This window comes from Deltaproteobacteria bacterium, assembly GCA_016183175.1.
Classification (GTDB): domain Bacteria; phylum UBA10199; class UBA10199; order UBA10199; family SBBF01; genus JACPFC01.
On the sequence record JACPFC010000080.1, the window covers coordinates 17,679 to 30,146 of the forward strand.

Genomic DNA, 12,468 nt, shown 5'->3' on the forward strand with positions numbered 1-12,468 from the left:
ATCTGCCTCCGAGCGGCTTACGAAAATTGCGAAGACAAAAGGATTCTCTTTGTTTGTTGTTGTTGCGCGAACAGAAGAGGCATAATGTTGTGAGCGAGGATCGGACTTGTTCCGTCCGAGCGAACGGGGGGTGCGGGGGCGCCAGCGGCAAAGCCCCCGATATTATGATTCGCGATGTTCATCAAGAAAAACAGGTCACCGTCATAGTCCTCGAAGGGTCGCTCGAGGTGGGAAAGCAGGAAAAGCTGAAGGACGACCTGTTGAAACAAGTGCCTCCCTCCGACCCCCGGCTGGTGCTCGATTTTTCCGGCGTCGATTTCATCGACAGCGCCTGCCTGGGGGCCCTGGTCGGGCTGGCCAGGCGGTTGCGCGAGACAGGCGGCGACGTGAAAATCGCCTCGCCGACCCCCGAAGTGAAGTCGATCTTCCAGATCACCCGCCTCGACCGCCTGTTTGAAGTTTTTGCCACAAAGGAGGCGGCGGTCTCCTCGTATATGAAATGAAAATTGATTCCGGTCCTATCGCTTTTCGGATTTTTTCTTCCTCGGAAATTTTGCCCTCCCTGCAAAAAGCGCTCGATGAGGCTTGCAGGAGGCGAAAAACCGCCTTCACCCGCCAGTTCCGCCACGATCTGATCACCGCCGCAACCGAGGCGGTGGCCAACGCCGTTAAACATGCCGGGGAGCTTGAAAAAAACGGTTTTGTCGACTGCCGTCTCAAGATCGATTCGCGCCAGGTTGAATTTCGCGTCGAAGACCACGGCCCCGGCTTCGTCCTGAAAAAAATCCCCGTGCCGCAGTTTAAAAGCCTTAAAGAGAAAGGGCGGGGCATTTTCATGATGCGCCAGCTGGCCGACTCGGTGGAATACAGGAGAAGCCGGCAAAAGAATGTGCTTGTTCTGAAACGGCAGTTGATCGGCGCCGGCGGCGATTCGCGGGACCTCGATCTCGTCTACGAAATCAGCGACGCCATTCTGCAAACCGCCGACATCCGGTCGGTCTACAATATCATCCTCGACAGGGTGGTTGAATTTTTCCGCGTGGAGCGGGCCTCACTGCTCCTCTTCGACAAAAATGTGGGGAGGCTTGTCGTTGTGGCCAGCCGGGGGATGACGCCGGCGCTTGTCAAAGAGGTTCAGGTTCCGCCCGGCGAGGGGATTGCCGGGTATGTCTTTCAGCACGCCAAACCGTGCCTCATCGAGGATATTCAAAAAAATCCGGCCGGCTGGAAGCAGAAAAAACAGTACAAGAGCCGGTCGTTCATCTCGGCGCCGATGATCCTTTCCCCGTTGCGGCTGGGGGCCGAATCGATCGGCGTGATCAACGTCACCGACCGGATCGACGGCCGGCCTTTTTCAAAAAAGGATTTGCGCCTTTTGACCACCGTGGCCAACCAGGCCACCGCCTATCTCCACATGGTCTCGCTTTTGAAAAGGGCGCGCCATGCCGATGTGATGGGGCGGGAGCTGGAAATCGCCCGGCAGATCCAGCAAAATTTTGTTCCCGCCGACCGGCCGAGCATACGGGGTCTCGACGTGGCCGGCTGGCTGAAGACGGCGCAGTCGGTGGGGGGGGACTACTACGATTTTATTCAAAGAGGGAAATCTCCGGAGGAAGAGGAGGGTCTTTATATCGCCATCGCCGATGTGTCGGGGCACAACGTTGCGGCCGCCCTCACCATGGCCAATTTTCGAAGCCAGTTGAGAACCCTTTTGCGCTATGAGGAAGATCCTGGGCGCATTCTGACCCTTTTGAACGACCTTCTTTTTGACGACCTGGCAAAAAACGACCAGTTCATTTCGATGATCCTTGCCCGTATTTCCGCGCGGGACAGAAAGGTGGAAGTAGCCAACGCCGGCCACCGCTTTCCCGTCCTGCTTTGCGGGGGGAAGGCGGCACTGGCCCCCCCCTTCGATTCGGGGACGGTTCTGGGTGCGGCAAAAGGGGAGATCTACCGGAGCGGGCCGGTTGTTTTTAAACGTCATGACTGGATGGTTCTTTATACCGACGGCGTCACGGAGACGGTCAATCCGGAGGGGGTCAGGCTCGGCATCGGGCGGATTCAACAGGTTGCCGAAGAGAAAAAAGCCGTTTCGGCCTCCCGGATGATTGCCGCATTGAGCCATGCCGTGGAAGACTTTCGGGGGGGTTCCCCCATTGCCGACGATGTGACCCTTGTGGCGGTCAAGTTTGAATGAGGGGTCGTTTCGTGTTACAGTATATATAATGACGTCCGAAGCCTACCAGCAAACACTTAAGGAGATAGACTCCCTCGCGGGGCGGGGGATCCAAAAAGGGCTCGAGCGGATGGAGGCGGCCCTTCGCCTTTTGGGGAATCCTCACACCCGTTTTCCTTCCCTTCATATCGCCGGCACCAACGGGAAGGGATCGGTCTGTTCCATGACCGCCGAAATTCTGAAACGCTCCGGCTACAAGACAGGGCTGACAATCTCGCCGCACATCGAGGATTTTCGCGAACGGATCCAGGTCAACCGGCAGTGGATTCCCGAGGAGGCGGTTGTATCCATCCACCGGCATCTTCAAAAGAGGGTGGGGCACATTCCGCTCACCTGGTTTGAATGGACGATTTTGACGGCGTTCCAATATTTTGCGGAGGCCCGCGTGGACATTGCCGTTCTGGAAACAGGCATGGGGGGGCGGTGGGACGCCACCAACGTGGCAGAGCCGCTGGCCTCTGCCATCACGAATGTATCGCTCGACCACGAGGCCTGGCTGGGGGACACCGTTGAGGCAATTCTTCAGGAGAAGATGCGGATCTTCAAGCCGGGCATCCCGGGCTGGACCGCCATTGAAGACGGGAAGCTCTTTTCCCTCCTTAAACAGTATTGCGCGGCAAACCATGTCCCCCTCTACCGCCTCTCGGATTATTTCCATCAAAATTCCGATGAATCTTTTTCCGTTTTCAACTATCCCTACCTTCACTGCGGGCTGGCGGGGGCGCACCAGCAAAAAAACGCGGCCTTGAGCGTGGCCCTCTGCGAAACGCTGAAATCGAAGGGGTACGGCATCTTCCGCGAGGCGGTGGAGGAGGGGATCCGCGATGTCTCCTGGCCCGGCAGGCTGGAGCTCATCTCCGGGCGGCCGTCCATCCTTCTTGATTGCGCCCACAACCGGGGAGGCATTGAAATCCTGAAAAATCATCTGGCCAAAAGCGGGCGGAAATATCACCTCGTTTTCGGGGCGCTCAACGACCGGCCCGCCCCGGAAATGCTTCAATCCCTTCTCCCCTTTGCGTCAAGCGTCCGCTGGGCCCTGTTTGACGGCGGCGGTCGGGAGTTCTCCCGCGCAGAAATCGAGCGGATCACAGGTCAGATGAGCGCCGATTTGTTCCCCGGCGGAAAAAAACCGGAAGTTCTGGAAATAACCGGCGAGTCGTGGCAGAGTTTCACTTCAAAAATCCCGCCTGACGAGACGATTCTGGTCTGCGGCTCGATGTACCTTGTCTCGCAGGCGCGGCATTTGGTTAAAAGGGAGAAATAAAATGAACGTAACAGCATCTCGCAAACAAAGGGAGTCCTTTTGTCTTCGCAATTTTTGGAAGCCGTTGGGTGATGGGTTGTCTCGAAGGCATACAATTTGGCGGGGACCAAAAATTGCTTCGTCAAAAGGACTCCCTTTGTTTGCAGGTTTCGCCGTGGTCTTGGTCTGTCTGATGCTTTCCGTAAAATCGCACGCCGTGGATGGCGAGTTGAAACGGGCGGTTGATCTTGCCTATAACGCCTCCTTTGGCGAGGCCGAGACAGCCGTCAATGCCTATATTTCAGCGCATCCCGACGATCCGATGGGATATGTCATCCGCGGCACGGCGCTCGACTGGAAACAGTCGGTCAACAATCTGCGGGGCAAGCTCAACGATCAGATCCTCGCGGATTACAAGGGGGCCAACGACATGGCCTTTCAGCAGTGGAACCGCGACCAGAAGAACATCGACAAGATGGTCAACCTCGGGAACACCTACATGTATCTGGCCAAGAAATGGCTTGATATGGGCAAGAGTTCGCGGGCGGGGCTCATTCTCAAAAAAGCCAAAAAACACATGGAAGAGGCCATCGTACAGAACCCCAACCGGTATGACGCCTATCTGGCCATCGGCATTTTTAATTTTTATACGGCCAACATCCCGCCGGGGCTCCAGTTTATCGCGAGCCTCCTCGGCATGACGGGAAACGAGGTGCTGGGGCTCAAGTACCTTGAAACGGCGGCAGACAACCCCAATCTCCTGCAGACCGACGCGCTGTTTGTTCTGACGCACGCCTTCGGCAAGACGAAACAGAATTACGCCCGGGCGTCGACCTACCTGGACCGCCTTAAGGCCCTGTATCCAAACAATCCCGAATTCCCAAGCTTGAAACTGGAATATGCCTTCCGCGCCAACCAGTTCGAGGCCTCGCGCCGGGAGTATCAAAACTTGCTTGCCTTCTGCAACGCACGCGCCGGCCAACTATTTCGTGGCGGCCGGCTACATCAAGGAGCAGAATTACCCGGGCGCCAAACCCTATGTCGATAAGTCCTTCGAGCTGAATGTCGACCAATACCGCGACCGGACGGTGAGGCTCCATCTCTATCGCGGGCTTGTTTTGAAAGCGGAAGGAAAGCGCGATGCGGCCTACGCGGAGTTTGTCAAGGTGCGCGAGGGCAAAAGCCTCGCCACGAAAGCATTTGAAGACGCCAAAAAAGCGGCCTTGGAGATGGGGAAGAGTTTGTGATGATACTCGTTGCCGTCATGCAAGAGAGCATTCTTCAATGCTTCCGGTGGTACTCATCCGATTATGGATTGTGATTGCCGACCGGGGTCAGGGGATTCTTTCGTCATTAAAGAGGGTTCTGCCGTCATTAAAGGATGACCAGGAGGCGCTCGAAACGGCTTTCGAGAAAAAGCTTTCCGGAAGGGCCCCCGAAAAAAGGGGAAACGGCCTCAAATTTGTCCGGGGGGTCATTCATGGAAATTCGTCCAAAGGGCTCTTGTTTTTGAGCGGTAACGGTCTTGTTGCTTTTGGAGGGCTTGCTTCCCGGTTGAAGAAAATTATGTCATCGTCAAACGAACAGGGAGTGAAGGGGAAGGGAACTTTTGCCCTGATTCTCTGGAAAAACGGACCATGAAAATCGAAGTCAAAAAATTCGGCGATCTCCTGATTTCCCGGCCCGCCGGGCACGAGGCCTGTCTGGCCGCCCGGGCTTATCTTAAACCGAAATCAAAAGACGAACCGATCGAGCTCGATTTTTCGGGGGTGAAGGTCCTTGCCCCTTCCTGGGCCGACGAATTTATTTCCGGCCTTAAAAAGGAATATGGGAATCGGGTTGTCTGTCTTCCTTCATCAAACCTGTCGGTCGTGGAATCTCTGAAAATCCTCGATATCTAAGGCGGCAGGGCCGCCAACCAAATGGTCCAAATGAACCTTCAAACGGTCCGCAAACTTCTTCGCAAAACACGCAGAAGTTGCAGGGTAAGAATCTAAAATTCAATCTGAAGACGATCGTGGTTTCGTTTGACTTCCGTCCCCATCTCCCCCGACAATTTCTTGAGGCGTTCGTAAACAAAATCGAAATTTTCCCCCGTGGCGCGGCCAACGCGAAAATGGTCGATCGCCGTCGGAATCGCTTCAACACGCACCACCTTGTCTCCGACAAGGATGACGTGAGCCAGGCAGGCCAGATCGTTTCTTTTCACCGGATCGACGGCATAGTCGTCGATGACATCCCCCATGTTGTAAAAAATCGGTTTTCCCCTGTAAATTTCAATCCCCTGAATGACATGCCCGCTGTGGCCGTGAACAAGATCCACGCCGGCATCCATCACCGCGTGGGCAAAACTTTTAAAGGCCGATGACGGGCGCTCAACCCAGTTCCCCCCCCAATGGGCCGACAGGATGATGAAGTGGGCTCCTTCTTTCCGCGCCTCGGTCGCGATGGCCCGGATGACAGGCACGCTGTCGGCCCGGATTGGCAGATAAAAGATGCCGGGAGATTTTTCGCCGGCATTCCATTCCGGCTCATTATCGGTGATTGAAATCACGGCGATGCTCAAGTTTCCCGCTTTGAGCCGCGCCGGTTCCCTCGCGGCCGACCGGTTTTCTCCGGCGCCGGCGTGGGCGATTCCGGCCCGCTCGAGATAGTCGATGGAATCCGAAAGGCCGACAGGCCCGTAATCCAGAATATGATTGTTGGCGAGCGAGACGTAGTCGATCCCCGCCGATTTCAGGAGCGATATGACTCCGGGGTCGGCCCGAAAATAATAGGCCTTTTTCCCCCCTTCCTTTTTGGACGAGGTGATTGCGAATTCCTGATTCACCAATGTCAGATCGGCCCCCTGCAAAATTCCGCGCACATCTCCCCAAACCATGGACGCCGGCTTGCGACCGGTGGCCTTGTTCATCAGCCTTCCCAGCATCACATCCCCGCCGAAAAGAAGCGTTGTCTCCCCCCCAAAAACGATTTGAAAGGGGAAGAGTGAGAAAAAAATCAAAATGAGAAAAAAAGAGAGAGCAGTCAATTTCTTGACAGGCAAGAGCCAGAATATTGTCGTTATTCTGCTTTGCGTTATAATTTTATGACTGGGTGGATTTTTTATCATGATGAATTTAAAAAGAAATATTAATCTTCATTTTTCGTGAATCGTGGCACGCATATTGCTTATAAAAAGGGTATGACCCGTTGGAGAGACACTCTCTGCGGTAAGGTGGTGCCGACATCGCCGGCTCATGAGGCGATGGCCAGCCCTGCAACGGTGGTGCAAGGGACGACCCCTCTCTTAAGTTGCGGCGGAAGTTTTTTACCCCATCCTGCGCGTCACCGCCTTCGCGGCGACGATGTCTCTCTTCCGATGATTCACCTTCCCAAAGACCGTTACGAAATCGTTATTTCCCGCAACTCCGAAGAACTTGAATATTACAACGACGATAACCGCGACATCCAGGACGAGCTGGAGCGCATTGAGGAAACTCTCCATGAAACACACCACAAACTCCACAATTAAAAAAATTTCGGCAGGAATCGGCCGGTTCTTCTCGCGTAGTCTTCGTATTTTTGACCCAGTCGCTTCTTCAAGAAATCCTCCTCCATCAATGCGATCATCGAAAAACCGAAAAAGGCCGCGGTCCCGATCCAAAAAAAGTAAAAATTGGGGAAGATAACCAGGGTGGCGACAAGAGCCGCTTTCATCGACGCGTATATCGGATGGCGGATGCGGCGATAAATCCCCCTCTCAACCAGTTCGGCGGACCCTTCCCGGTCGATGCCGAAACGCCAGGCATTGCGCATGGTGACCAGGGCGGTGACAAACAATATCCACGAGGCAAAAAGAAGAACCAACCCCGCACTTCTGACGTGCGGCGGTCCATCAAGGTGCTGAATCTTGTCATACAGGCCGGGACGAAACGCAAAAAGATTCATCCCCCCCAGCCAGAGGGGAAAGAAGAGGAAGGCAAGGCGCTGGAGATAATTCTCGGCCGTCAGCGGGGAGCGCAAAATAATCAGGGGACTTCGGCCGATTTTTTTCTGGACGAGGGTTTTTTTAATGGCGACGGCGGAGAACAGGAGAAGGGAGTAAAGGGGTATCGCGATTTTTAAAAGCATGACAATAACCAGCCGCAAAGCGGCGGTGAGGGGGAGGCTCCATCCGGCTTTGCCGGTGGAGGGGGCGACGCGAGCCCCCATAAACAGACATCAAGCCATACCGGGGAACAAAAAACAATTGAAGAAATGAAAGTGGTCGAGGTAGATTAAGGAAGTTGTCTATTGCAGGCCGGGATGGCGGAACTGGCAGACGCGTCGGACTCAAAATCCGAAGCCCGAAAGGGTGTGAGGGTTCGATTCCCTCTCCCGGCACATCTATTTTTTCTCCCGGATTACATCCACCGCCGCCAGAATCCAGATCAGGCCGATCAGGCCAAGGCCCCAAAAAAAGACCGGGCGATGAAGTGACCATGCCTTTTTGGCGAGATCGAAGATGGAAAAGAGAATAAACCGCTGATCGGAAACAAGGGAGGCCTGATGGAGCAGTTCCCGTTCAAAGAGGATAAAAAGCGCCAAAAGAATCAGGCAGACCAAAAGGCTGATCAAGTATCCCCTGATTTTTTTGCCGAGGTAAACATGACCAAAACCGGGCATGACAAAGAGGGAAAGGATCAGAGCGATTCCTTTTTTTCGTTGCTCAAACACGTCTTTTGTTTTGAGGGTCTTTGTAGAATAAGTCCAGTTCGCCTAAGATATCTTCATCCGTCCGGGGGGGCCGATCAACCGTTTTAACGATATTTTTATATTTTTGCGCCAGTGCGGCATCATCGGAGCGGACCACTTTATCCTGACTGTCCGAAAAAAGTTTTTGGATGAATGATTTTTTTCCTTTTGGTCCGGCAACCGGTGCGTCATGGGGTTCGCCAAAGCCGATTTTGTCATTATGTTTGTAAAATTTGATGATGCTCATGGAACAAGTTCCTGTCTTTATTGTACTCGTAAAGCAAAAGAGATGCCAGATCAACTTTCCGTTTTATTTTTTATAACCTGTTGATTTGACGGTTGAATCACATTGAATGGCCCAAGGGAAAACGGCCGCTCCGAGGTTTTAACCCCCCATTTTTGTTTGATTTTTTTTAAACCTGTGGCATGAAGACACGCCGTCTATGGACAAAAGAATGGACAAAAGAATCGTCCTCGATCTGGAAACCAAACGGACCTTCGATGAAGTCGGGGGGAGGGATCATCTCGATCAACTTCAAATTACGGTCGTTGGAGTCTACGACTATTCTGCGCAAGAATACCGCACGTACGAGGAACGCGAGATCGGCGCCCTGCAGAATCAGCTGATCGACGCCTCGCTGATTGTCGGCTTTAATCATGTCAGTTTCGACTTTCCCGTCCTTCAACCCTATCTTTCCATCGACCTGAAAAAACTCCCGGCCTTCGATATCATGCTCGATCTTCAAGGCAAACTGGGCCATCGCATTGGCCTCGATTCGGTGGCGCAAGCCACCCTCGGCGCCGGCAAGACCGGGCATGGGCTGGACGCCATCCGTTTTTTTCGCGAGGGGAAAATAAAGGAGCTGAAGGAATACTGCCTGAACGACGTAAAGGTGACCAAAGAGGTCTTTGACTACGGCATCGAAAAGGGGAAGGTTCACTTTCTCTCCAAAATCGGAAACCAGAAGAAAGATGTGGAGGTCGACTGGAAAAAATACAAGAAACCGGAAACGCCCGCCGGGACGAAGCTGGAGGCGCAGTACAAATTATTCTGATGAAACAAACTCAACTTCCACCGGTTTTGGTATGATTTTCTTTCGATAGGCGAGGTCAAGCAGTTTTTTGACCGCCTCTTTTCCGTCCGGGCCATAGTCCAGCGTCCGCCGGTTGACATACATGCCGACAAATTGGTCCGCCGTTTTAGTATCGAGGCCGCGGGCGTACGTGAGGGCGTGGGCAAGGGCCTCTTCGCGATGCGCGAGGCCGTAGGCGATGCTCGCCTTCTGAAGGCGGGCCAGTTTTTTCATCAAGTCTGCTCCCAAGTCACGACGCACGGCATTGCCTCCCAGCGGCAGTGGGAGGCCCGTCTGATCAAACCACCAGACGCCGAGGTCGAGGACGAGACGCAATCCCATTTTTTGATACTGAAGCTGTCCTTCGTGGATAATCAGGCCGGCAGAGACCTTTCCCGACTTGACATAATCCAGAATGGCATCGAACGGGACGACGACATGCTCAAAATCGGGTTCGACCAGTTTGAGCGTGAGGAAGGCGGTGGTCAGCGTCCCCGGAACAGCGATTTTTTTGTTTTTTAATTGACCGATTTCCATCGGTCCGCGGCTAATGACCATCGGCCCATATTTTTCCCCCATGCTGGCGCCGCTATCGAGGAGGGCATATTTTCCGGAAAGATAAGCATAGGCATGGATGGAGACGGCGGAGATCTCGTAGGTCCCTTTGAGCGCCTCGCGGTTTAACGTTTCGATGTCCTTTAACACATGGATAAACTCGAGTCCCTCAGTGTCGATCTTGTTTTGCGCCAGGGCATAGAACATGAAGGCGTCGTCGGAGTCGGGGCTGTGGGCGATGTGGATGGACATTTTTACTTGGGGCCCTTTCGGCCCGTTTGTTGCTATTCGCATCATGGATTTCGGGCCTCAAATGGCCCCAAACCCCGCACCTCGCCCCGGCAAAGCCGGATGCTCGGCTTATTGGGTAGGGCTTAACAGATGCCTTGCGGGGGGGCAACTTTTTTCAATTTTTTGCCTTGCCCCCTCCCAAAGGGTGTTCTATCGTTTTTTAAATGGAAAAATTGCGCTATATTGCCGTCGAAGGGCCTATTGGCGTGGGGAAAACCTCGCTCGCCACGATGCTGGCGGAGGATTTCAAGGCCCGTCTGGTGCTGGAGGCCCCCGAAAACAACCCCTTCCTTTCCTCATTCTATGAAAATCCGGAGCGCCACGCCTTTCAGGCGCAGGTTTTTTTCCTCCTTTCGCGTTACCGCCAGCAGGTGGAATTGAAACAGCAGGACCTTTTCAATCAGGTGACCGTCTGCGACTATATTTTCGCCAAAGATCAGATCTTCGCCTCCCTCAATCTCTCGCCGGAAGAGATGGACCTCTACAATAACGTGTATCAATTGCTGGACGCCCGCCTCCCCAAGCCCGATCTGGTGATTTTTCTCCAGGCCAGCGCCGATGTCCTGTTAAGCCGCGTCAAAAAACGGAAGGTTTTATACGAGAAGGGATTAAGGGCCGAGTACCTCGAGGCGGTCTCGCAGGCCTACAGCCAGTTTTTCTTCAAATATTCGGATGCCCCCCTGCTGGTGGTGAACACCTCCGGGCTTGATTTTGTGAAAAATCCAAAGGACTATGAAACCCTGAAGAAAGAATTGTATCATATGGTGAAGGGGGGAAAGGAGAAGCATTATGTCACAATCGACAGCCGCTGAAAAAATCACCGTTCCAAAGCTCTTCAAGATGCGCCAGAACGGCGAGAAGATCACGATGATCACCGCCTACGATTTCACCATGGCAAGGCTGGCCGACGAGGCGGGGGCCGACATGATTCTTGTCGGCGATTCGCTGGGGATGGTGATTCAGGGGGAAAGAGACACCCTTGGCGTTTCCATCGAAGACCTGATCTACCACACCGGCTGTGTGGCGCGCGGCGTTTCCCGGGCGCATGTGATGGCGGATATGCCTTTCATGTCGTATCAGGTCTGCCACGAAGAGGGGGTGAAGAATGCGGGGCTTCTCCTCAAGGCCGGGGCGGAGTCGGTGAAGATAGAAGGGGGGGAAGAGATGGCCGATTTTGTCTGGTATATGAACAAGATCGGCATCCCCGTGATGGCGCATGTCGGCCTGAAACCGCAGTCGATCCATGTCATGGGAGGCTACAAGGTGCAGGGCAAGACCCGGAAAGAGGCGGAGATTATTATCGAAGACGCGAAAATCATGGAGGAGGCGGGGGCCTTTTCGCTTTTGCTGGAGGGAATCCCGCTTGAGGTCGCGGAGCAGGTCACCCGGTCGGTTCAAATCCCCACCATCGGCATCGGCTCGGGGCCTCATTGCAACGGGCAGGTTCTGGTCTGCACCGATATCCTTGGCGCCAACCCCGATTTCAAACCCCGCTTTGTGAAGCGTTATGCGGATTTTCACGAAATAGCAACGAGGGCCTTTTCGGAATATATTGCCGAGGTCAAGAGCGGGGCCTTTCCCGGCGAGGAGCATAGCGTCCATCGCGACCTGGTGGCGGTGAAGGCGGAAGAGAAAAAGTAGCGGTGGTGGAAAAGTTCTTTCAGTCGCGGAAGACATTCCGCGATTTCTTGAAAACTCGCGGTCTATTTAATCGCCACTTCAGTTGTTGATTGTTTTTTAGTTTGTTCCGGTTGGCGATATGTATTGTGGTGCGCTCAAACAGTTCAAGAAATCTTCCATGTCTCCCGCGACTGAAAGAACGCTATGCAGATCGTTACCTCTCCCAACCAAATCCAAAAAATCTGTCTCTCGCTCAAACGGCGGGGAAAAACCATCGCAGTGGTTCCCACCATGGGCTGTCTGCATGAGGGGCATGTGACTCTTTTGAAAGAAGCGCGGCGCCGGGCCGATGTCCTGGTTCTCACCATCTTTGTCAATCCGACGCAGTTCGGACCGAAGGAGGATTTTAAGCGGTATCCGCGCGATCCGCATGGCGACTTAAAAAAGGCCCGGCAAGCCGGCGTCGATTATGTCTTCATGCCCCGGATGAACTCCATCTATCCAGAGGGATATGAAACTTATGTGGAGGTAACCAAAGCCGCACGGGAACTCTGCGGCCGTTCCCGCCCCGGCCATTTTAAAGGGGTGACAACGATTGTCGCCAAATTGTTCAACCTTATTCAGCCCGACATCGCCTTTTTCGGCAAAAAAGATTTTCAGCAATTTGCCGTGTTGAAGCGGATGGTCAAAGACCTGAATATGCCGATCAAAATGGTCGGCGTGGAGACGGTTCG

General features: G+C 53.9%; 17 protein-coding genes and 1 tRNA gene. 13 read left to right on the forward strand and 5 right to left on the reverse strand.

What is annotated here, in order from left to right; all coding sequences use genetic code 11:
• Nucleotides 1–164 precede the first annotated feature (164 nt).
• The 7 genes from HYU99_08210 to HYU99_08240 all read left to right on the forward strand — a co-directional run bounded on the left by HYU99_08210 (nt 165) and on the right by HYU99_08240 (nt 5,380).
• On the forward strand, nt 165–503 hold the full coding sequence (locus tag HYU99_08210; protein MBI2340330.1) for an STAS domain-containing protein: 339 nt from the start codon (nt 165–167) through the stop codon (nt 501–503).
• Nucleotides 500–2,197: a SpoIIE family protein phosphatase gene (locus HYU99_08215; protein ID MBI2340331.1), complete on the forward strand. Its 1,698-nt coding sequence runs from the start codon at nt 500–502 to the stop codon at nt 2,195–2,197. The genes HYU99_08210 and HYU99_08215 overlap by 4 nt, the downstream gene beginning before the upstream one ends.
• 28 nt (nt 2,198–2,225) lie before the next feature.
• Complete coding sequence (locus tag HYU99_08220) at nt 2,226–3,500, forward strand: bifunctional folylpolyglutamate synthase/dihydrofolate synthase (GenBank protein MBI2340332.1); 1,275 nt, start codon at nt 2,226–2,228, stop codon at nt 3,498–3,500.
• Nucleotides 3,501–3,672: 172 nt separating this feature from the next.
• A complete protein-coding gene (locus HYU99_08225; protein ID MBI2340333.1) occupies nt 3,673–4,527 on the forward strand; it encodes a hypothetical protein in 855 nt (284 codons plus the stop codon).
• Nucleotides 4,469–4,726, forward strand: a complete 258-nt coding sequence (locus tag HYU99_08230) for a hypothetical protein (protein MBI2340334.1) — start codon at nt 4,469–4,471, stop codon at nt 4,724–4,726. Before HYU99_08225 ends, HYU99_08230 begins: the two co-directional genes overlap by 59 nt.
• 46 nt (nt 4,727–4,772) lie before the next feature.
• Nucleotides 4,773–5,120, forward strand: coding sequence for a hypothetical protein (locus HYU99_08235; protein ID MBI2340335.1), 348 nt, complete (start codon nt 4,773–4,775; stop codon nt 5,118–5,120).
• Nucleotides 5,117–5,380 carry an STAS-like domain-containing protein gene (locus HYU99_08240; GenBank protein MBI2340336.1) on the forward strand — a complete coding sequence of 88 codons (264 nt, stop codon included), beginning with the start codon at nt 5,117–5,119 and terminating at the stop codon, nt 5,378–5,380. Before HYU99_08235 ends, HYU99_08240 begins: the two co-directional genes overlap by 4 nt.
• 92 nt (nt 5,381–5,472) lie before the next feature.
• Here HYU99_08240 and HYU99_08245 read toward each other — a convergent pair whose 3' ends face one another.
• Complete coding sequence (locus HYU99_08245; GenBank protein MBI2340337.1) at nt 5,473–6,483, reverse strand: CapA family protein; 1,011 nt, start codon at nt 6,481–6,483, stop codon at nt 5,473–5,475.
• A gap of 180 nt (nt 6,484–6,663) precedes the next feature.
• On the opposite strand from HYU99_08245, the gene HYU99_08250 reads away from it, so the two are divergent.
• Nucleotides 6,664–6,993, forward strand: coding sequence for a hypothetical protein (locus tag HYU99_08250; GenBank protein ID MBI2340338.1), 330 nt, complete (start codon nt 6,664–6,666; stop codon nt 6,991–6,993).
• Here the strand turns inward: HYU99_08250 and HYU99_08255 are convergent.
• Nucleotides 6,990–7,673, reverse strand: a complete 684-nt coding sequence (locus HYU99_08255; GenBank protein ID MBI2340339.1) for an isoprenylcysteine carboxylmethyltransferase family protein — start codon at nt 7,671–7,673, stop codon at nt 6,990–6,992. The two genes, HYU99_08250 and HYU99_08255, sit on opposite strands and share 4 nt — an antisense overlap.
• 87 nt (nt 7,674–7,760) lie before the next feature.
• Here HYU99_08255 and HYU99_08260 point away from each other — a divergent pair.
• Nucleotides 7,761–7,844: transfer RNA gene (locus HYU99_08260), tRNA-Leu, on the forward strand.
• Nucleotides 7,845–7,847: 3 nt separating this feature from the next.
• On the opposite strand, the gene HYU99_08265 is transcribed toward HYU99_08260, so the two are convergent.
• Nucleotides 7,848–8,177: a hypothetical protein gene (locus HYU99_08265; GenBank protein MBI2340340.1), complete on the reverse strand. Its 330-nt coding sequence runs from the start codon at nt 8,175–8,177 to the stop codon at nt 7,848–7,850.
• Nucleotides 8,170–8,496, reverse strand: a complete 327-nt coding sequence (locus HYU99_08270; protein MBI2340341.1) for a hypothetical protein — start codon at nt 8,494–8,496, stop codon at nt 8,170–8,172. The genes HYU99_08265 and HYU99_08270 overlap by 8 nt, the downstream gene beginning before the upstream one ends.
• Nucleotides 8,497–8,650: 154 nt before the next feature.
• Between HYU99_08270 and HYU99_08275 the strand changes: the two genes are divergently transcribed.
• Entirely contained in the window at nt 8,651–9,250 is a 600-nt protein-coding gene (locus tag HYU99_08275) for a ribonuclease H-like domain-containing protein (protein MBI2340342.1), read from the forward strand.
• On the opposite strand, the gene HYU99_08280 is transcribed toward HYU99_08275, so the two are convergent.
• Nucleotides 9,242–10,075, reverse strand: coding sequence for an ABC transporter substrate-binding protein (locus HYU99_08280; GenBank protein MBI2340343.1), 834 nt, complete (start codon nt 10,073–10,075; stop codon nt 9,242–9,244). The two genes, HYU99_08275 and HYU99_08280, sit on opposite strands and share 9 nt — an antisense overlap.
• Nucleotides 10,076–10,278: 203 nt before the next feature.
• On the opposite strand from HYU99_08280, the gene HYU99_08285 reads away from it, so the two are divergent.
• From HYU99_08285 to panC, 3 genes are all read left to right on the forward strand, one after another.
• Nucleotides 10,279–10,926 carry a deoxynucleoside kinase gene (locus HYU99_08285; protein ID MBI2340344.1) on the forward strand — a complete coding sequence of 216 codons (648 nt, stop codon included), beginning with the start codon at nt 10,279–10,281 and terminating at the stop codon, nt 10,924–10,926.
• A complete protein-coding gene (gene panB / locus HYU99_08290) occupies nt 10,904–11,755 on the forward strand; it encodes a 3-methyl-2-oxobutanoate hydroxymethyltransferase (GenBank protein ID MBI2340345.1) in 852 nt (283 codons plus the stop codon). The genes HYU99_08285 and panB overlap by 23 nt, the downstream gene beginning before the upstream one ends.
• 183 nt (nt 11,756–11,938) lie before the next feature.
• On the forward strand, nt 11,939–12,468 hold a 530-nt coding region (gene panC, locus HYU99_08295; GenBank protein MBI2340346.1), incomplete at its 3' end, for a pantoate--beta-alanine ligase.